Raw genomic sequence first — 20,376 nt, 5'->3', positions numbered from 1 at the left:
CCAATTTGTCATGCTCTACATAAACTCACAATGACTTGGTCTTTACCCATTTTGTGTCAAAAATACCTGTTTGGTTGTTATTTGTTTTGACCGATAAAATGATGCAACTTAAGTTAAGTCTTGAGAGTCCTTCTCAATAAAGCAGTTTGTAGAAGGGTAGGCGGGACAGCAATCTACCCATTTCACAAGGAAATGGGTAGTATAAAATTATATTTTATCATTGGGGATGTTGCGGGGAGGGACAGTCGTACTGACCTCAACCTCTTCTTTCTTACAGTGCATACCCAAACAAGCTCCAATGCAGCAAGAAAACGCGCCGACAAAAAAGAGAATGAAAAGAACCCAACCACTCCAAGCCAGATGTTTGGCTTGCACGGATACACCCGGATTATTGTTGTTCTTTTCTCCAGCTACAACCTTATTCCCAACTACGGAATTAGTAACCTCTACTGGTGCGAACGAGGGGCTTAGAGCATTTTCATAAGAGGAAATATAATTTGCTGTAGGGCCGATCAGCAAGATACTCAATATTAAAGCGAGGCTCCAAGTGATAAAACCATAAAGCACTCCACCATGACAATAACAATGATAAAATCGACCTACATATCCCGCTACAAATCCTGCAGCTCCCATTGCAGCAATTACCCCGATTAACAAACCAATAACCCCACCTATAGCGATTACTGCAGCTCCATTTGGAGAAGAGCTGTAAGCACTTAAGCCAATGGCCATGCCAAAAAGATTAAGTAAAAAACCAAGGCCAACTCCGACAAATGCGCCTGCTATAATTCCGGTCCAATTAATATGAGTTACTGTAGTTCTACAGCAATCTGACGTTTTTATTAATGTTTCGTTGTGCATGTTAATTTCCTTTTAAACATGAGAGATAAGCCAAATCAATAAAAGAATACTCACCGGTATACCTAATAACCATCCAATAATATAACCCATTGTTTTCTCCTTATGGTTTAAATATGTCCTAATTCAATTTTAGTTGAATTTTATTTTTTTTTCTGGGACATACCCTCCCTTTTCCCAGATGAGGCGGTATGTTGAGGTGTATTTCGGGACTGACCATTTTTGGTTAAATTAGAATATGACGAAGAGGTCTTATTCTTTGAGTTAGAAGTGCTTTTAGTAGATGCTCTAGATGGGGCAGAACGAGATAGTTCTTTACCCATTGAAGAGGCATAAGATTGAGACTGTTTCATCATATCCTGGGTTTTTTCACGGGCTTCTTGAGAGATATTTTCCCACGAATGTTCCCAAATATTAAATAATTGGTGCATATAATCAAGACTTCGATGACTATTTTCTATAAAAATTTGCACACTTTTTTCTACCAAAACTTGTGGATTATTCATTTGAAAATCCTCAGGTTTTAAATAAGAAAATTTTGGAAATGTTTCATTATTTAATTCAGCGATTTGTTGTAAAGGCTGATTCAGTTTATTAAATGTATTCAGTTTGAATTGTTGCATGATACGCTCCTTGTTGCATCGCACAATTTTATAATAGTTTATTATTTAGTAAAGTCAAAGAGAGGGTAACCCCTATATACCTAGGGGAAACAGTAGTAAAAGTAACATTTCCCTATTATTTTTTATTTGCGAATTTTTTGCTTTCGATAAAGGATAAAATTACCTTCATCCCATAATCAACAAAGCTTAATTTATTTAAAGAAACTGGGGCTTTGCTTTTTAGAATTTTAGAAAGGAGAAATTGAAACAGTCTAATTTTAAAATAATTTAATAAAAGTCGGTATAACATAGTTTTTCTCAAAAAAGCAAAGACCATCGCAAGATGGTCTGTATAATACTTGTACTTTTAATATAGTATAGGATTTCAAATTCTTCAATCAAGTAATAAGGAGGAGTTAGATTGCTGAATAAAATACGGTTTATTAGTTTTTATTTTCTAGGTTTTTATTAATTTTCTCGAGTTCCTCTTGCATGCTCTTATTTTGAAAAAAATAAGCTCGTGTTTTCTCAAAACTCATGTTTTTTATGTTAAAGGAAAGATATCGAATTAAACCCAGTAGTAATCCTATGTTTAAAAATATAATAAGAAAAAAAGCAAGAATAGGGCGATTAAAAAATAAAAAAAAGGAATATCCTATTAATACTGTAATTGATAACCATACTGTTATTAATACAATAAAAAGCATAAATATGGTTAACAATAATGGAACAATAGATAATCTGGCGAGTTGTGCCTCCAGGGAGAGTAAAGAATAAGCTGTTTTGTAAACAGAAATTTTTGCATTGATAAGTTCTTTCAACTGTTTTAAAAATTCCATTTCACGCTCGTTTTAACTGTCTTAAATTATTTAAACATAGTCCACTGATTGTATTAATAAAAGCTAAAATTAAAAGTTTAAGGATTATCAGGATAGTTCTAGGAGTTTCCCTTTTTTTATCTAATACTACATTAAAATAACCTTGTCATCCCAGCGCCTATAAAATGTTCAAATCCTAAAAGCTCTCCTTTAATATGCTGATAAAACTCTATATCGAAGGTGGTTTTAGAATTAAAAAGATAAATTAATCCTGCTCCTCCAATTAACCCAAAGGATTCTTCTGAACTTGTTTTAGTTTGCCCAAATAATTCTAAATACGCATTAATTTTTTCTTTAAACGTATAACTAATTAGAAAATCAGGATTAAAACTTTCATAGTGTTGTCCACCTGAACTTTCAGGATCACTGAATTCACTAATACCCATCTGAACTTGCCAGGATAATTGATCATTTATTTCATGATAAAGGATTCCATTAAAGGTACCTTCTAAGTGCGGGCTACCAAAATTTTCATTTCCACTCGGTGGGGAGATTAGTCCTTCCCCTGTAATTACCCAATTTTTATTATAATAAACCCGATATTTTATCCCAAACCATGTAGGTGAAGTTCCTGAGAAAGGATAAATTGTCTGGTGGATATAATTCGATGGATTGATAACCCATTCAGATTCTTTGGACAAACCCATTCGAACACCTAATTCAGGGAAATTCACTTGGGTTCCTTCTCCCATTATTTGCTGGTTTTGAAAACCGCCTTCTACCAGTAACTTTTTTGCAGGGACGGTACAGGCGCTATCTGAAAAGGAAGGTCTATTAATTAAGCTAAGTAACATGCTTTTACCACGACACGGATCATCCTCGGCGAAAAGAGAAAACGAATACAGAAGGAGCATAGTGCCCAATTTAAGATTTAATCCTTTATACATAAGGTGAGCCGTTTAAAATAATATAATTTAATACCATACGAGTGTTAAATTTAAAATTAGGGTAAGCAAGAAAATATTGCGAGGTCTACAGTTAATACATCTAAATGATCTACCATTGAGTAAGCTAGAACAATTTGCTTACCAGGTTGTTTCAAACATATCCATTAAAGATGAAACTTTGCAAATTGGGAACCATTTTCGAGAGTGAAGTGGTTCCCCCAGTTAAGCGAAAGAAATATAGAGTTTAAAGATGGTGATTAAACAAATTTTTACTAGCCATTTACTATGACCCCTCCATTGGGGTGCAATATTTGTCCTGTCATATAAGAGGAATCTTCAGAGGCAAGGTATAAATATGCAGGAGCAATTTCATAAGGATGAGCAGCGCGTTTCATAGGCACTTGTTCTCCAAAATGACTCACTTCATCTGCTTCAAAACTAGAAGGAATTAACGGGGTCCATACAGGACCTGGTGCTACCCCATTTACTCGGATTCCTTTTTTAACTAAATTTTGCGAAAGAGACCGTGTAAATGCCACTAATGCTCCTTTCGTTGAAGCATAATCTATTAAGTGATCGTTTCCTTTATAAGCTGTCACCGAGGTGGTATTTATAATTCCAGAGCCCTTCTTTAAGTGGGGTAATAAAACTTTTGTCATATAAAAACAAGAAAAAAAGTTAGTTTTAAAAGTTCGTTCCATTTGTTCACAGCTAATTTCTTCTACACTATCTTGAGGATATTGAACCGCAATATTATTGATAAGAATATCAATCGTTCCACATTCTTTTATGCATAGTTTACCTAGTTCTTCGCAAGTGGAATATTCCTGTAAATCGCCATGATTTAACCAACATTTTTGTCCTATTTCTTCTATATTTTTTTTAGTCTGCTTCGCATCCTCATGTTCATCCAAATAATGAATAAAAATATCAGCTCCTTCTTGTGCAAATAAGCAGGCTACAGCCTTACCAATGCCACTATCTCCTCCTGTAATTAAAACTTTTTTTCCCTTTAGTTTATTACTTCCCTGATAGTTTGGAATGAGATAAATGGGGTCGGGATGCATTTTTTTTTCTACTCCCGGTTGCTTATTTTGATGTTGAGGGGGTCTTTGAAGCTTATTTTTGTTCATAATAAAATCCCTTTATATTTAACTTTATTAAGTCATTTAGAATTCATTTCTTAAGCAAATATAAGAAGAATTATTTCTATTGATAAAGATTAAGATTTATTTGGTCAATTTCGCCCAAATATATCCAATACCTGCTGCAATTAAGACGGAGGTCATCGGTTTATTCTTTATTTTCCAGGAAAGGTCGTTTATATGTTTTTCTATAGTTTGTTCAAATTCGCAAACTTTATTGAAACCTTCTTCTAACATTTGACAAGAAGCTTTCTCTAAATGTTCTTTAGCTGTAAATGATCCTTTTTGGTTGTATTCGTCCATGTGTATCTCCCTTAGATAATATATCTAAATATAGTCGATAATTTAAATTAGATCTTATAAAAATCCTTAATTAATACTAGGCATTTTCCTTAAATTGACTGGGATTATGAATTCAGCAACTATCCTAAAAGCTGTATTAAACAATAAGGAACGTAAAATGAACAATCATATGGATAAAGATAAATTAAAACAACACCATACACTTGCAGCAGAACACCATAAAAAAGCTTCTGAACATCACAATGAAGCTGCGAAATACCATCAATCTGGAGATCATGAACAAGGCCATCACCATGCACATTTAGCTCGCGGTCACCATGAACATGCTCAGCATCATTCTTCCGAAGCTGCAAAACATTCAGTGGGAAAATAAGAGAGGTGACCCTTCTTTAAGTCGACAAATTCGCTCTTCTTTAATTGAGTATTTTAGACCTTTCATCAGGAGAACATTGTGAATAAAGATATATTTCAAGGAAAATGGGAAGAAATAAAAGGAAAAATGAAAAAAACTTGGGGTAAATTAACTGACGATGACTTTAAAGAAATTGAAGGGTCTCATCAGGAAATTTATGGAAAATTACAAAAACATTATGGTTACTCAAAAGATGAGGTCAATAAAGCGGTAAAAGATTTCCAAGATCAATTTAAATAAGGGATTAACATGAAAAAATTAATTTTAGCTATTCTTATTTTATCATCCAATGTAGGTTTTTCTGCCACCGATATGAACTCAAAATGGAATTGTACTACTAATGCTAGCAGTAGCGATGTAGCAGCAGATAAGGCTGCTGATGATCGAATGGCGAATAAACAAGGTTCTGCGGCAGATTCTTTTGCTTTTGCAGCAAAAAACTGTAGAGATTGTACTAAAATCACCTGTGAACAAAAATAACTAAAAAGGTAGACTATGATTTTTAAAAAATCTTAGTCTACCGACTTATGTTTTAAAGAAGAATTATATGTGAATCCATCCGAATTGAAATTCCCGCCATGGGATCCGATAGTCATGAAATCGAGTGCGGGGCGAAACTAAGCCTCTGATGATTACTCAACCTTGACGCGGTTTGGTAACTATTAACTTGAAAGCATTCGACGCTACATTTTTTAAGATCCTTAATAATCTCTTAATAAAATCCAAATATAATTTCACCTGAATATTAATGATTCATCCAATTAGCAGACGAATGTTAAGGATGGATGGGGGACAGGTAAACTTAGTTATTCCTAATCAATAAACTATGAAGCATGAGCAGTAGTCTTTGTTGAGGAAGATATTTAAGTTAATCAGTCCACATATATCATTAATCGCTTTATGTATTTTTAAGCATAAAAATTTACATTATCCATGCTCCGTATGAGGTCAATAGACTGTTTTTATTTATAAATCCTCCCGAAAATTACTCCATAGTTTTGTTGATACATATCTACCTTTTCTCGAATGAACATTTACGTGTGGGTCAATTTATCTAAACAAAAGAATAGAAAATACAGAGGTATTTAGAATGAAAAAATTTTTTTTCTCAGAACCTAACAAAGAAAAAAATAAAGCGCATTATTTCTTGCAAAACTTCCCATGTATCGAACTTTGGCGTTTTTTTGTTGAGCGCTCGAGGTATGATGACAGACAATTTTCATACGATTTGCTTATTAAGTCCCTGGAAGATATAAAAATTAATTTTCATGGAGCTTACAGAATCCTCAAAAGAGAGGAAATTATGGAATATTTAGAAACGGTTAAACTAAATGAACTATATCAGCTGGCAACTCGAGGATTCTCAATATTTAATTTAAGTTTACTGAATTTAATTATACATTTTTTCAAGTTTGAGGAACAAGACCAACAATTACTTAAAGATTATATCGAAATGCGTAGAGCATGGACTGGTTTTGAGCAATCAGAGCCTGGTTACATGCTTGGTATGGCACATGGCTTTGCCTTTATTTTAAAAAATTTACATCAGGCAGATGCTCTTGATATAGAATTTATAAAGTCGCTTCATGCTTCATGTACAGCGGGTGTCAAGAATCTATTTACAATTGTAAGAGAAGGTGAGTTCAGGAAAAATTCGTTAGTTGGATGGGCATTGGACTCGAAACAAAATACCTTTGATGGCATTTTTGAAATTTTACTCTACATGCAGACACCTGAGTGTAAAGGACTCTCCTTTATTGATAAGAGTGGAAAAGTTATTGCTAGTACCAGGGATAAGGATTTTGATCCTAGAGAAAAAGCAGTATTAATTTGGGATATGCTCAAGCAAGATCAGGTAATCAATATCCGTTGCTCTGAAATGGATGAAAAAATTGTTGATGTGGAGCGATACCTTAATGAAGTTTGCCATTCCCACTTAATGACTTATAAGAAAGAGATTTCGGAGTCAAATTCAAAACGTGAAAAATTGACCGCCATATTCAAATTTATAAAATACATGGTTTTACACCACCCATTTCCTGATGGTGTTGGTCGTACATTATCTATGCTTTTAACATTTTATTTATTGATGGTTAACAATTTATTACCTGTCATATTAAAAAATTCAAATAATATTCCAGGCTGGTCGGTTAAAGAGATGGTTGAGGAATATTTATCGCTTGAAAATGAGATGAAAGAAGTTTTACGAAATCCCAGTTATCTTTCAAGTGATCTTTTTGCACCCAATAACATCGATACAGTTGCCTACCTAAAACAACTTCCTGAGACTCCTCGAAGTCAATTTTATGAGGCAGTTGAAATTATGCAAAATGCGATACAATTATATAACCTAGAAAATCAATACAATACCCATATCTCTTCCCCTAGCGAGGGTATCAAATTGTAGGAAGGTCTATAACGAAAGATAAGTAGGTATTCTGATAAGATAGCCACCGCTTAGTGGCTATCTTAGATAAAGGATTATTTTTTTAAGAGTCTAGAAATTAGAAATCCGATTCCACCCGCAATAAGCAAAGAGGTTAGGGGATTTTCTTTTACTTTTTGCAGTAATTCGTCTGCATACTCTTCTACATATTCTTCCATGTTATTAAATTGTTTCTTACTCTCTTCATACATATCTGACATTGAGTCTTTCACTTGTTCAGTTATTGATTCAGCCTTTTCTTGAGCGTTAGCGCTGAATTCATTCACTTTATTTTTCATTTCACTAGTCCTTTTGTTCATATCCATGTTTATTCTCCAATCATTTTAAATATTGCATTGCACTATATAAAGACTAGCCTGCTATATTTCTTTGTCAACCGATATAAGGAAAACCCTTTTAATATTGAGACATACCGAAAGAGGCGAAATTTAGAACTATAATAAAGGTATTGTTTTAATAGTGAGCTTAACTGACGAAAAGGAGGTTGCTATGAGTAAAGGAGATAAATCAAGTTATACCGACAAACAAAAACGTCAAGCTGAGCATATCGAAAACTCTTACGAGAAAAAAGGAGTTTCTAAAAAGGAAGCTGAAGAGCGAGCTTGGCGTACGGTAAATAAACAAGATGGGGGCGGTAAGAAAAAATAAGTTCCGAATGAGGTCTTAAATTATTTTAAGACCTCATTCGAATCGCTAGATTTAGGAATTACAATTTATCTAGACCCAATGATTGTTTTACATCCCAAAAATTTTTCCAGGGATCTTCTTTTAAATTTTTTAAACGAAGTAAGAGGGCTCTCATATTAAACGTATTATCCTCCATTCGATCACTGAGTTCATCCCAAGAAAGAGGAGTAGCTATAGGGGCGTGAAGACGAGCTCGCGTAGAATAAGGTCCTATAGCTGTTGCAGTTTTTTGATTACGTAAATAATCAACAAATATTTTTCCTGAGCGTTTCGATTTTGTCATTTTACTAATATAATTTTGAGGTTTTATTTGTTCTAGGAATTGGACAAACACCTTCGTAAAGTTCTTTATTTCTTCCCAATCATATTCTGGTTTTATAGGAATCACCACATGTAGACCTTTTCCACCAGTACTTTTTACAAAAGACTGAAGATTATATTCTTCTAAGTATTTTCGGACTTCCCGCGCTCCTTCTACTACTTTTCTCCAAGGAACATCTGGAGCAGGATCTAAATCAAAAATAATTATGTCCGGTTGATCCAAATGGGAGATCGTACTTCCCCACGGGTGGATTTCTAAAACTCCCATCTGTATAAGACTTAAAAGGCCTTGCGTATCATTCAAATAAATATATTTTTCTATTTCATCTTCATTTTTCATCTCTACCGGATGAAGAAATTTTGGAGTTCCCTTATTATAATGACGCTGATAAAAACAGGTTCCATAATCATCAGGACACCGCACTAGGGTTAAAGGCCTTAAAGTGAGGTAAGGAAGCATATAATCACTTACCGCTTCATAGTAATCGTAAAGATCTTGTTTTGTGATATTATCCTCGGGATAGAGAATTTTAGAAGGGTGAGTTAATTTAACTATACTTTTGTTTGACGCTTTTGAAGATACTTCTTTTTTCTCTTCTTTTTTTATATCTTCTACAGGTATTTCCCGCTCTCTAGTGACTTTATTTGCTTTTTTATCAACACGCATTCCTTTAAAACTGGGATGACGTAAATGCCCATCTTGAGTCCATTCAGTAAACTCAATTTCAGCTACTAAAGTTGGCTTAACCCACGTTGCGGTGGTATGCCCCGGTGGATATGATGTAAATGGATTTTTTTGTGCTTTATGTTCGACGAGTTGGTTGTGAATCGTTTTCAAACTAGATTCGGTAAATCCAGTTCCTACGTTACCTGCATATTCGAGTTCGCCTATATCATTAAAAACTCCTAAAAAGAGAGAACCGAAAAATTGGCGTCCACCTTTAGGAGGAGTGTAGCCTCCAATTACAAATTCCTGACGCTTTAAGCATTTGATTTTTAACCAATCTTTAGAACGCTTTGATGTGTAAGTACTCTCAATTCGTTTTGAAATGATTCCTTCTAAACCATATTCACAGGAGTGTTCAAACATTAATTGGCCTTCGTTGACAATATGATCACTAAAGGTCAACGTTGAGGATTTAAAATTTAAAATATTTTTTAGAATAGATTTTCGTTCAATCAAAGGGAGATTTCTTAAGTCATATTGATCAAAATAAAGAATATCAAACAAGAAATATACGAAATTGCTATATTTTTTATTTTTTATTGAGTTTTGTAGTAATTGAAAATCTGATTTTCCTTCTTTATCTAAGAGAACAACCTCTCCATCCAAAATAATATTTTTATAGGGTAGTTCTTTGATTGCTTCGGCTATAGGAAGCAAGTCCTGGGTCCAATCTTTATTGTTTCGTGATTTTAATACAACTTCATCCCCATTTTTAAATGCTAAAATTCTATAACCATCAAATTTAACCTCGTGAAGCCAGTTTTCTCCACTCGGTGGTGTATCGACTAAAGTTGCGAGTTGCGGAGGGATGAAGTCAGGAAAAGTTACCTTATGAAGACCCTCAGGTAGTACAATGACAGGTGTTTGTGATTTAAGTTTAGTGTGTGTGGTTTTTCTTTTTTTTGAACCGCCACTCTCCCAAACATCCTCTGAATTTTTAGCGATCTGTTCCATCGTTTGATTGGTTTTAATACTTTTACTTAATTTTTCAGTTATTTCATAGTCCGATTGATCTTTAGCGAATTCGTCGTCATATTTGATTAAAAACCAATGTTTCTCATCCTTAAAGCGTATTAAATCCCATCGTCCTTTTAATTTTTCAGCATGTAATTCAAATCGCAAATGTCCTTTTTCATAAGCTGAGTAAGGATCGGGATCTAAAGGCTCCCAACTCCCTTTATCCCACAGCATTACAGTACCTCCTCCATATTGCCCTTTGGGAATAATACCTTCGAAATTGCCATATTCGATAGGATGATCTTCCACGTGCATAGCCAATCGTTTCACTTTAGGATCTAGGCTGGGCCCTTTAGGTACAGCCCAACTTTTTAAAACCCCATGAAGTTCTAGACGAAAATCATAATGTAAATGGCTGGCAGCATGTTTTTGAATAATAAATAGATGAGAATCTTTAGGATTTACTATACCCTTCGGTTCAGGAGTTTTAGAAAAATCCCTTTTCTTCTGATATTGTCCTAGTCCCATTTGCTTCTCCCTAATATATTCATGTCCTTTTGATCGTTTTCTTATATTTTAGACTAGGGATATCCCATAATTTTATTTTTTTTAAAAAATAATAGAATTTAATTAAATACTTAAAAACAATGAATTGCTATATTTTACTCTTTAGGTATGATTTATAAAAAAATCAAAGGACTGAAATGACTCGAGAAGAATTAACGGAGCTTATTTCTTTTTTGAAATTACATAATCTCAAATTAAGTACAGCTGAGTCTTGTACAGCGGGTTGTATCATACATTTATTAAGTAAAATCCCAAAGAGCGGTCAGGTTTTGGATACCGGTTTTGTTGTGTATTCGGAAGAAGCTAAATTAAAAATTCTAGGCGTAAAAAAGCAAACTATTGATAAGTTCAATCTGACCAGTGAGGAGGTTGCACGAGAAATGGTGGAGGGCGCTCTGCAGTTGTCTTGTGGAAATATTGCTGTATCAACAACTGGTATTGCGGGTTCTAAACCCATTGATGGAATAACCCCTGGAACAATTTGTTTTGCCTGGTTAATAAATCAGGGGAATAAAAAGAGGATATTTTCAGAAACTGTCATATTTTCGGGATCAAAACCGAAAAAGCAAAAATTAGCTTCCTTATATGCTTTAGGAAAAATACCTTTTTATTTTAATAAACATATAAAGGATATGTCATGAAAGAATATCTTAAGAAAGTGCAACGATTTTTTAATCGATTAGGTCCTGGTCTAATCACTGGCATTTCGGATAATGATCCTTCTGGAATTGCAACTTGCGCTCAATCAGGAGCGAAATTCGGGTTTGGACAGTTATGGTCTGTTCTCCTTATGCTGCCATTGATGACCGCTATTCAAGAAATGTGTGCTCGCATCGGGGCGGCTAAAAATAAAGGGATAGCTTCTACCATTCAAAAATATTATGGGAATAAATTACTAATTCCTTTAGTTTTCTGTTTATTCATGGCCAATACAATAAATTTAGCCGCTGATTTAGGAGCAATGAGTGCGGCTCTTGGATTGCTTATTCCAATCAATAATTACATTGCATTAGTTTTTTTTACCGTGATTATTGTTTTTGCAGTTATTTATTTCAAATATACAATGTATGTGAAAATTTTAAAGTGGCTATGTCTTTTTATACTGGTTTATCCTATTTCACTGTTTATAGTAGAAACTCCTTGGATCGAACTTCTAAATAATACCTTAATACCCCATTTTACATTCTCAAGTGATTATTTTTTTATGTTAACTGCTTTATTTGGCACTAGTATTTCTCCATATATGTTTTTTTGGGAATCGTCACAAGAGGTTGAGGAAAATAAGAAGAGGAAAATTTCTAAATCCAATGGTTTGGTGCGAATTTCTGCTGTGAGAATGGATTCATTAAGAAAAGATAATTTTTTTGGTATGTTTCTATCACAAATTTGTACTTGGGCAATAATTGCGGTTATTGGAATCACCTTACATGCTAATGGAATTGAAAATATTGAAACAGCAGCTGATGCTGCCAAAGCACTAGAGCCAGTAGTACATAGTTTTCCTCATGCTGGGTATGTTGCTAAGTTAATTTTTTCTCTAGGAATAATTGGACTAGGAATGCTAAGTATTCCAATATTAGCTACTTCCTCTTCTTATGCAATTTCAGGCTTATTGAACTGGAAAAATGGGCTTTTTCATGACTTCGAGAATGCAAAATGTTTTTATGGGATCATTATTTTATCCTTTATAATAGGATTAATAATGAATTTCCTGCATGTAAATTTAATCCAAGGGTTAATAATTGCTGCGGTAATAAATTGCATCGTGGCCTTGCCGCTTATTTTTGTTATTATTCTCATTTGTAATAATAAAAAAATCATGGGTAAGTATAAGAATGGATGGCTCTCTAACACCCTAGGGTGGATGACGTTTTTGATGATGTTTTTTTCTGTCATGCTGATGTTTTATTCTTTTTTCTCTTCCTGATTCTCAATGCCAATTTGTCTAGTTTTAGGAAGATATTTCGAATATTTTTCTTGGAGTATATTAAAAAACTTTTCTCTAATTTCAGCTCGAAACTCGGAGATTTTATCCCCCTCAGTAGTGCTCACCTGAACGCGAATTTGAACTGAGTTCTGCTCTAATTTATTAATGAGTATTCGTTTAATATTTTTATCCCAATACAATGATTCATTTAAAAATTCATCCAATTCTTTCCGTAAAACTGAAATAGGTAGCAAATAATCAATATAAAAATAAACGCTGGTTATTAAGCTATTTCCTTTACGTCCCAAACTTTCTACCTTATTTTCCAAAAAGTAACTGATCGGAATAATCAAACGATGATTATCTTTCATACGTAAAAGAACATTGGTTAAAGTAATTTCTTCGATAATGGCCCAATGTTTATCAATAAATAAAGTATCGCCGATTTTAAGTGAACCATTTAAAATAATCCAAAATCCTGAAAAGATAGCACTTAATGTTTTTTGACCTGCGAAACCGATAATGGCAGTTAAAAATCCAGCAGAAGCTAAAAGACTTACTCCCATATTACGTACATTACTAAAACTCATTAAAATAGCGGCAACTGCAATAAGACCAATAACAATAAATCCTATATTTTTCAATAAATGTATTTTTGTATATATTTCGGTTATCTGGATACGAGTTTCTAATGATAATGTGCTCATCTTTTGTGCATAGATATCCTCTAGGGTGTTTAAAACCTGTATTCCAATCCAACTAATTGCCAAAATAAGAGTGATTGTAAAAATCTTATTGGTATATACCAGTTGTTTTAATGGAAGGAGCATGGAAAGTACAATATTGAGCCATACTAAAATAAAAATAATTTTTGCACTGCTTTTTATATTTTGTAATATTAATGCTAAGGAAGAGTCAGAAGCATTCAATTTTTGGGAGTAATACGTACAAGTAAACATGAGTAAATTATATAATGCTAGAAGAATTGCGGTAATGATAAGTAAATTAGCTGCTTTCTCACTAATAATTAAAACCAGGGACCAGCTCTGAAATGAGGGATAAAAGCTCAGGTAGCTAGTGAATAAAAAAATTAAACTTAAAAATAAAAGAATGAGGGGCCATTTAACAGAGCGCCAAATTATTCGTTCTTTTAAGTTTTTCTTTATAATCGGCTTCATAGTTTCGCTTCCATGACGTCAATTTTTAAAAATTAAAAAAGAGATTTTAAATAATTATAGGCTTTATAGATTAAGAAAAGGGCTGCACGTAATAGGTAAAAAAGTATTAAGAGATATATTAAGCTTAAAATAAAAGCAACTATGATAAGCAATCCATCTTTTTGAATAATCCCCATTGATATCATAATGATAGCCGAAGAAGAAAAAAAGTCCACGTAAGGAATGGGTAACATGAGTAAAAGGCTTAATATAAATATGAATACCACAAAAAGAGGTCTAATGAATCGTGACGTGAGAAATTTCGCTCTGTTTTTAATGTATTTTTCTAGAAATTCAATATATGGAATTAATTTTAAAATCCCCTCATTGATTTGGGGCGGGACTTTTTTTTCGCTTAATTTGGAAGGTAACCAAATTTTTTTGCGACTCGCTAATAACTGCAGACTAATCACAGCAATCATAAATCCGAAAAGGGCGGAAAATCCTGGAATAAAAGATAAAGGAGTAGCGGGAGGAATTGCTAATAATATGATTATAAAAAAATTATCTTTTTGATGAAATTTATTTAATAATTCTCTAAAGGTAATTTCCTTTTTTTTTTCCAGTTGCTAATTTTTTAAAGCGAGTGGATATTTTCATTTAAAATCTTTAAGCATCATTTTAATTTCCTTTTACTATAATATGGAAAAAGGCTTTTCGACTCATTAAATGCATCATTAACAAAGTATATTTGTTATTACTTTAAATTCAAATATGACGTTTATTATGGATGATAAATTAGATTCTAGTTCTATTTTTTATGGGGATGATTCAGTTCCGGGGATATCTCGTCTAAAAAAAGGGAATTCCTTTCTCTATTTTAATCCTGACGGTACGAAAATAACCAATAAAAAAACATTACAGAGAATAGCTTCTTTATCTATTCCACCTGCCTATACTAATGTGTGGATTTCTCCTTGTGAAAATAGTCACATTCAGGCCACCGGACGAGATATAAAAGGAAAAAAACAATATTGTTATCATCCCCTGTGGCGAGTTATTAGGGATGAAAATAAATTCAAATCCCTAATTCCTTTTGGGAGAATGTTACCCATCATTCGTAAGAAAGTCGAAAGCGAATTAAATAAGCCAGTATCTATGAATAAAACCCAGACTATATGTGCAATAATATATCTTTTGGATAATTATTTTATAAGAATTGGGAATAAAATTCATGAAAAATTAAATAATTCTTATGGAATAACCACCTTAAGAAAAAAGCATCTCGAATTAAGATCTACCCAGGCTATTTTAAATTTTAAAGGGAAAAATTCTCATCCCTGGCATGTGGTTTTAAAAGATAAAAAGCTCCTTAGAATTTTAAAAAAATGTGAGTCTATTCCCGGTTATAGGTTATTTAAATATCTAGATGAAAATAATAATCCTATAGAAATTAGCTCACAAGACGTTAACTTATTTTTGCAAAACCTAACCCAATTTAACTTTACAGCAAAGGAGTTTCGTACTTGGGCGGCTTGTAGGGAAGTGCTTTATCGGTTATCTAAAATTAACTTTGATGCAGAACAATTAAAAAATATTATATTAGAAGTTGCAGACTTATTAGGTCATACACCCACTATTTGTAAAAAATGTTATATTTTGCCCGAGATAATTCATCAATGGGAAAAAAATAATCTAGGAGTTTGGATCAAAAAGCATTCTAGAATAAAAGAAAATAAAGATCGTTTATTACTTAAGTGGTTAGAAGAGAATATAGAAAATATTAAATTTTAAAGGATCCTAGAATGGGAGGAAATTAAGAAGAATTACCTTTAATGCAATGGAGAAATTATATGCTTTCTTATATTTATTCGATAAACCAAGATCATGATTTAATCTATATTTTTATTCGAGCCATTTTATTATTAGTCTTTTGTACGCTTATTATACGATTTGGAAATAGACGCTTTAAATTAAATAACTCCTTTGATCTATTAGCTATTGTAATTTCAGGGGGGATAATCAGTAGGGGAATAACGGGCTCAGCTACTTTAGTTTCTACATTAGTAGGAGTGGCTGGCATCGCAGTGGTCCATAAAACTCTAGCTATTCTTTGTCGAAAATACGCATTACTTGAGCATTTTTTTAAAGGAAAACGCTACCTGCTTATTAAAGATGGTGTTCTTCAGCACAAAACATTAAATCAACTCAATATTACTAAAAAAGATGTAACAGAACAGATGCGGCAACAGATAAACCGTTCCTCTTATAAAAATGTTAGTGCTGCATATTTAGAAAGAACCGGTCATATTTCATTTGTGTTAAAAGATTAATTATTAAGGATAAACTTAATTGCGATGGTTCAAAATTGATCTAAAATTATAAAGGATGTATCAAATTCATTTTAAAAGGAACTGATATGAATTTACTTCTATTTATAATATTAATTGTTATTCTTATAGGACTTTTACCCACATGGCCCTATAGTTCTGGATGGGGCTATTACCCCAGTGGTGGCGTTGGATTAATACTTCTTATTTTAATTATAGTTTTGCTAGCACGTGGGGGTTAACAAAAGGGCCTTTTGGCCCTTTTTTCTTTAATTGACAAAAATTATACATTTTTCATCCTGCTCTCTTTTTTATGTCCTATAATGTCTAATGAAAAACAAAAGGAGAGAAATTATGGATAATTTTAATATTGTAAGAACAGAGGATGTAAAGGGAAAAGAAGTAAAATCACCTGAATTAGAATCCTTGGGCGAAATTGAAGAAATTGTATTGGATAAATTCACTGGAGAAGCCAGATATGTGGTTTTATCCTTTGGTGGCTTTTTAGGCTTAGGAGAAAAATATTTCGCCTTTCCCTGGAAAAGTATCAGTTACAATGCTGATGAAGAATGTTTTATTTTAAATATAAATCAATCAAAATTGAAAAAAGAATATGGATTTGACAAGGATCACTGGCCTGATATGGCAACATGGCCAAAAACAATAGATACTTACTATAATTCATTAAGATAACAATTGAGAAAAATAAAAAGGCACTGGAGAGCAGTGCCTTTTTATTAAGAGTGATAATTAATCTCCAACTGTAAAATTATACTATAATTTATGAAATAATGGATTGGAGAATAATGATATAAATAGAGACATCATAGTGATCCAAACCAAAAGTGGCGTAGTGAAGGAGAGCCACATCAAAGGCAAGTACCATTGAATAAACGGTTGAGAATCATACTTAATAAATGGAATTTTAGAAAAGATAGTCATGGAAATGATCCACGAAGTTTTAGGGCTAATAAATAGTTCATACTTAAAAATGAGAAGGGGTAGGTAGCTTATAGAGTTAGAGCTAAACTAAATATTGTAGGCTTTTCGTGGTCCATCTTATTTTGAATGATTGGTTATTAGGAGTAAGAGAATGGCACGATCAATTTGGAAAGGCGATATTTCTTTTGGGCTTGTATCTATTCCTATTTCTTTGATTTCTACTGAAGAAAATAATGAAATTCATTTTCATTTATTGAACTCAAAAACTAAGTCGCGAATAAAATATCAAAGAGTGGATGAGAATACAGGAAAAGAAGTCGCGTGGGAGGATATTGTTAAAGGATATGAATATGATAAGGGTAATTACCTTATCGTAAATGAAGAAGCATTTGAAAAAGCAAGCCCCGAATTATACAAAACAATAGACATCGAAGAATTTGTAGATTTAGATGAAATTGATAGTCTCTATTTTACTAAACCCTATTATTTAATCCCTGAAGGTAAAAATAAGAAGGCCTACGTTCTTCTTCGTGAAGCATTAAAAAAAACCAACAAAGTAGGGGTAGCTAAAACTATATTACGCACAAAAGAATATTTAAGTTTAATTCTTCCACATAAAAACAGTATATTGCTGTATTTAATTCATTTTCAAGATGAAATACGCTCAGAAGAAGAGTTAAATGTTCCTAAAGAAGAAATCACAACATATAAAATTTCTGAAAAAGAAATTAAGATGGCAATGGATTTAATAAAGGACATGTCCAATAAGTGGGAACCTGAAAAATATCATAATGAATACAGGGAAGTGTTACAAAAATGGCTCGATAAACAAACAGAAGCCCTTTTAAAATCAGGTAAAAAAGTTACTAAAGCTGTAAAAAGCCACGATTCAGTAGTAGATTTTGTATCACTTTTAAAAGAAAGTATGAAAAAGAAACCTGTGAAAACTAAAAAATCAGGATAAAAGAGGGTTTTTCAATAAAAATCATATGAAAAACTCCCTTATACCTGATTACCTTTATTAATGTATTCTAGCTCGAGATTCATCTTTTTTCGCTACTTTTTTATAATGCATTTTCTTATTTTTATCCGTTTTTTTAATGGTTGTATGTTTTTTAGGGCGTTCTTTTTCTTGCAAAGAAAGCAATAAGTGTTGTTTTACATAATGCATCCGCTCTTTTATCTCATAAGCCTCTTCCTTGGATAAGACTTTTCGTGCATTTTCAAAAATAGTTCCTTCTTCTTCATCTACATGGTGTTCGACAATTTTCTTTAATTTATTCACTTGATTTACCCATGGGGCACCATATTCTTTTGAATGAAGAATCAGCTTAATTTGATTTTCAATTTCTTTATGTTCTTTCTTTCCATGAGTCGCATCCTCTTTAGTTAAATCATATTGTTTTAAAGCTTCATAGAAAGTTTCTTGCTCAGAATGGGCATGTATAAGCAGTTCCTGGGCAATTAAAGACATAATCTGCTTTCTACGTGCTGGAAGTTCAGATTCTTTAAATTGATCAAATAAATGAGCTACATGCTCATGATCCATTTTTAAATATTCGTAAATATCCATGCTAATTCTCCTATTTAAGGGGTCATTACCACTTTAATGCATCCTTTTTCCCTTGCATTAAAGGTTTCATAAGCATCAGGAGCATTTTTTAATTTGATACGATGGGTGATAATTTTGGAGGGATCAATTGTCCCTTCTAAAATTTTATCTAACAAAAGTTTGGTATATCGAGGTACATGCGTCTGACCCATTTTTAAGGTTAGGCCTTTATTCATGGCCATTCCTATTGGGATATTGTCTAAATTTCCTACATAAACACCTGGAATAGACAAAGTTCCTCCTTTCGCACAGCATTTTATTGCTTCTCGCAAAACATGAGCTCGTCCAGAAGTCATGTAGGCAGCTTGTTTTACCCGATCAATTATCGAATCGTAGGAGGGGCCGACATGAGCTTCACATCCTACGGCATCAATACATGAATGAGGACCTTTTCCTTTGGTCATGATCATTAATGCGTCGTAAACGTCTTCCTTTTCGAAGTTAATCGTTTCAGCTTTTCCATACGTTTCCGCGAGTTTTAAGCGTTCGGGTATGCAGTCAATGGCTATTACGCGTTCAGCGCCTAACATCCATGCACTTTGAATGGCGAACTGACCGACAGGGCCACAGCCCCATATTGCCACGATATCACCAGGATTGATTTGACAGTTTTCCGCAGCCATATATCCAGTAGGTAAAATATCACTTAAAAATAAAACCTTTTCATCTTCAATATCGGAAGGTACTTTAATAGGACCTATATCAGAATAAGGTACTCGAACAAATTCAGCTTGTCCTCCTGCATATCCTCCTAATAAATGAGAATAACCAAATAATCCTGCAGGTGATTGTCCTAGTTGTTTTTTTGCTAACTCACTGTTTGGATTTGAGCATTCGCATAGAGCAAATAACTTTCGTTTACAAAAAGTACATTTGCCACAAGAAATAGTGAAAGGAACGACTACTTTGTCTCCAGCTTTTAATTTTTTGTTCCCTGGAGTTACATCAACAACTTCTCCCATAAATTCATGACCTAGGATATCTCCCGATTCCATAGTGGGCATCATATCGTTATAAAGGTGTAAATCCGATCCACAGATAGCCGTAGTTGTAATTCTAATTATGGCATCTTGCTTATTGATTATATGGGGCTCGGGGACAGTTTCGATTTTAACATCATGCTTACCATGCCAACATAGTGCTTTCATAATTAGCCCTCCATCATCCGTGATTAGTTATTTGCTATTCATTTAAGTTTAGTTTAAGCTTCACATCTTTGTTAAATGAATTATAATGAATATGAATTAAAATTGTTCTATTTGATTTTTATTTGACAAATTATAAATTAAATATTATATTAAGAAACGTGGTTAAGAAATTTTCCTCATTTCCCGATTAGCAAACACCTCACGGTGATTTGTTAGAGCTCAATGTTATAAAAATAGTAGATTTTTTTTGAAAAAATATCTTCTTGTATTTAATTCCTGAGCAAAATCTTATTCAGCGAAAGCTAAAATTATATGCCTTTAGGGCGCGATCATTAAAAAATGAAAGACAAACTGTGTGGGCACTTTGAAGAACCTTTGAGTGCTTAGAAGTAAATGAAGTAAAAGAAGCTGGTTTTAAACTAGCACAGGAATTGAACTGAAGAGTTTGATCCTGGCTCAGATTGAACGCT

General features: G+C 33.1%; 24 protein-coding genes. 12 read left to right on the top strand and 12 right to left on the bottom strand.

All coding sequences use genetic code 11. The features are described from left to right. Positions 1-207 precede the first annotated feature (207 nt). The 6 genes from ACWTE2_RS08835 to ACWTE2_RS08810 form a co-directional block, all read right to left on the bottom strand. Positions 208-861, bottom strand: a complete 654-nt coding sequence (locus ACWTE2_RS08835; RefSeq protein ID WP_454785050.1) for a hypothetical protein — start codon at positions 859-861, stop codon at positions 208-210. Positions 862-1,001: 140 nt separating this feature from the next. Beyond that, positions 1,002-1,481 carry a hypothetical protein gene (locus ACWTE2_RS08830; RefSeq protein WP_454785049.1) on the bottom strand — a complete coding sequence of 160 codons (480 nt, stop codon included), beginning with the start codon at positions 1,479-1,481 and terminating at the stop codon, positions 1,002-1,004. Positions 1,482-1,903: 422 nt separating this feature from the next. Continuing rightward, positions 1,904-2,299, bottom strand: coding sequence for a hypothetical protein (locus tag ACWTE2_RS08825; RefSeq protein ID WP_454785048.1), 396 nt, complete (start codon positions 2,297-2,299; stop codon positions 1,904-1,906). A gap of 131 nt (positions 2,300-2,430) precedes the next feature. After that, the gene (locus ACWTE2_RS08820) at positions 2,431-3,225 is read right to left on the bottom strand and encodes a transporter (protein WP_454785047.1); all 795 of its coding nucleotides are present in this window, start codon (positions 3,223-3,225) and stop codon (positions 2,431-2,433) included. A 272-nt stretch (positions 3,226-3,497) separates the two neighbouring features. Next, positions 3,498-4,358 (bottom strand): SDR family oxidoreductase, encoded by an 861-nt coding sequence (locus ACWTE2_RS08815; protein ID WP_182393117.1) that lies wholly within the window; start codon positions 4,356-4,358, stop codon positions 3,498-3,500. 96 nt (positions 4,359-4,454) lie between these two features. Beyond that, positions 4,455-4,673 (bottom strand): hypothetical protein, encoded by a 219-nt coding sequence (locus tag ACWTE2_RS08810; protein WP_454785046.1) that lies wholly within the window; start codon positions 4,671-4,673, stop codon positions 4,455-4,457. 157 nt (positions 4,674-4,830) lie between these two features. Between ACWTE2_RS08810 and ACWTE2_RS08805 the strand changes: the two genes are divergently transcribed. From ACWTE2_RS08805 to ACWTE2_RS08790, 4 genes are all read left to right on the top strand, one after another. After that, positions 4,831-5,046, top strand: a complete 216-nt coding sequence (locus tag ACWTE2_RS08805; RefSeq protein WP_454785045.1) for a hypothetical protein — start codon at positions 4,831-4,833, stop codon at positions 5,044-5,046. A gap of 78 nt (positions 5,047-5,124) precedes the next feature. Continuing rightward, a complete protein-coding gene (locus ACWTE2_RS08800; protein ID WP_454785044.1) occupies positions 5,125-5,325 on the top strand; it encodes a CsbD family protein in 201 nt (66 codons plus the stop codon). Between the two features lie 9 nt (positions 5,326-5,334). Beyond that, the gene (locus ACWTE2_RS08795) at positions 5,335-5,565 is read left to right on the top strand and encodes a hypothetical protein (protein ID WP_454785043.1); all 231 of its coding nucleotides are present in this window, start codon (positions 5,335-5,337) and stop codon (positions 5,563-5,565) included. Positions 5,566-6,175: 610 nt separating this feature from the next. After that, positions 6,176-7,492: a hypothetical protein gene (locus ACWTE2_RS08790; protein ID WP_454785042.1), complete on the top strand. Its 1,317-nt coding sequence runs from the start codon at positions 6,176-6,178 to the stop codon at positions 7,490-7,492. Positions 7,493-7,566: 74 nt separating this feature from the next. On the opposite strand, the gene ACWTE2_RS08785 is transcribed toward ACWTE2_RS08790, so the two are convergent. Continuing rightward, on the bottom strand, positions 7,567-7,809 hold the full coding sequence (locus ACWTE2_RS08785) for an ElaB/YgaM/YqjD family protein (protein WP_454785041.1): 243 nt from the start codon (positions 7,807-7,809) through the stop codon (positions 7,567-7,569). Between the two features lie 211 nt (positions 7,810-8,020). On the opposite strand from ACWTE2_RS08785, the gene ACWTE2_RS08780 reads away from it, so the two are divergent. Then, positions 8,021-8,179, top strand: coding sequence for a hypothetical protein (locus tag ACWTE2_RS08780; protein WP_454785040.1), 159 nt, complete (start codon positions 8,021-8,023; stop codon positions 8,177-8,179). 58 nt (positions 8,180-8,237) lie between these two features. Here the strand turns inward: ACWTE2_RS08780 and ligD are convergent, their stop codons facing one another. Then, on the bottom strand, positions 8,238-10,751 hold the full coding sequence (gene ligD / locus ACWTE2_RS08775; RefSeq protein WP_454785039.1) for a DNA ligase D: 2,514 nt from the start codon (positions 10,749-10,751) through the stop codon (positions 8,238-8,240). A 176-nt stretch (positions 10,752-10,927) separates the two neighbouring features. On the opposite strand from ligD, the gene ACWTE2_RS08770 reads away from it, so the two are divergent. Together ACWTE2_RS08770 and ACWTE2_RS08765 are read left to right on the top strand one after the other, a co-directional pair. Beyond that, positions 10,928-11,431, top strand: a complete 504-nt coding sequence (locus tag ACWTE2_RS08770; RefSeq protein WP_454785038.1) for a CinA family protein — start codon at positions 10,928-10,930, stop codon at positions 11,429-11,431. Further along, positions 11,428-12,717 carry an NRAMP family divalent metal transporter gene (locus ACWTE2_RS08765; protein ID WP_454785037.1) on the top strand — a complete coding sequence of 430 codons (1,290 nt, stop codon included), beginning with the start codon at positions 11,428-11,430 and terminating at the stop codon, positions 12,715-12,717. Before ACWTE2_RS08770 ends, ACWTE2_RS08765 begins: the two co-directional genes overlap by 4 nt. On the opposite strand, the gene ACWTE2_RS08760 is transcribed toward ACWTE2_RS08765, so the two are convergent. Beyond that, positions 12,696-13,895, bottom strand: a complete 1,200-nt coding sequence (locus ACWTE2_RS08760) for a mechanosensitive ion channel family protein (protein WP_454785036.1) — start codon at positions 13,893-13,895, stop codon at positions 12,696-12,698. The genes ACWTE2_RS08765 and ACWTE2_RS08760 overlap by 22 nt on opposite strands. A 32-nt stretch (positions 13,896-13,927) precedes the next feature. Further along, positions 13,928-14,482, bottom strand: a complete 555-nt coding sequence (locus tag ACWTE2_RS08755; protein WP_454785393.1) for an exopolysaccharide biosynthesis protein — start codon at positions 14,480-14,482, stop codon at positions 13,928-13,930. A gap of 178 nt (positions 14,483-14,660) precedes the next feature. Between ACWTE2_RS08755 and ACWTE2_RS08750 the strand changes: the two genes are divergently transcribed. The 5 genes from ACWTE2_RS08750 (at position 14,661) to ku (ending at position 18,110) form a co-directional block, all read left to right on the top strand. After that, positions 14,661-15,668 carry a DNA topoisomerase IB gene (locus ACWTE2_RS08750; protein WP_454785035.1) on the top strand — a complete coding sequence of 336 codons (1,008 nt, stop codon included), beginning with the start codon at positions 14,661-14,663 and terminating at the stop codon, positions 15,666-15,668. A 59-nt stretch (positions 15,669-15,727) separates the two neighbouring features. Then, positions 15,728-16,207: a DUF421 domain-containing protein gene (locus ACWTE2_RS08745; protein ID WP_454785034.1), complete on the top strand. Its 480-nt coding sequence runs from the start codon at positions 15,728-15,730 to the stop codon at positions 16,205-16,207. A gap of 86 nt (positions 16,208-16,293) precedes the next feature. Beyond that, entirely contained in the window at positions 16,294-16,446 is a 153-nt protein-coding gene (locus tag ACWTE2_RS08740) for a DUF3309 family protein (protein WP_182393132.1), read from the top strand. Positions 16,447-16,558: 112 nt separating this feature from the next. Further along, entirely contained in the window at positions 16,559-16,897 is a 339-nt protein-coding gene (locus ACWTE2_RS08735; RefSeq protein WP_182393133.1) for a PRC-barrel domain-containing protein, read from the top strand. Positions 16,898-17,297: 400 nt separating this feature from the next. After that, a complete protein-coding gene (ku, locus tag ACWTE2_RS08730; protein ID WP_454785033.1) occupies positions 17,298-18,110 on the top strand; it encodes a non-homologous end joining protein Ku in 813 nt (270 codons plus the stop codon). A 57-nt stretch (positions 18,111-18,167) separates the two neighbouring features. Here ku and ACWTE2_RS08725 read toward each other — a convergent pair whose 3' ends face one another. Then, the gene (locus ACWTE2_RS08725) at positions 18,168-18,719 is read right to left on the bottom strand and encodes a hemerythrin domain-containing protein (RefSeq protein WP_454785032.1); all 552 of its coding nucleotides are present in this window, start codon (positions 18,717-18,719) and stop codon (positions 18,168-18,170) included. Between the two features lie 14 nt (positions 18,720-18,733). After that, a complete protein-coding gene (locus ACWTE2_RS08720; RefSeq protein WP_454785031.1) occupies positions 18,734-19,906 on the bottom strand; it encodes a zinc-dependent alcohol dehydrogenase in 1,173 nt (390 codons plus the stop codon). Between the last annotated feature and the right edge of the window lie 470 nt (positions 19,907-20,376).

The organism is Legionella nigrisilvae, assembly GCF_977063395.2.
Note: the sequence above shows the minus strand (reverse complement) of the source record. Positions and strands in the feature narration are given on the sequence as shown.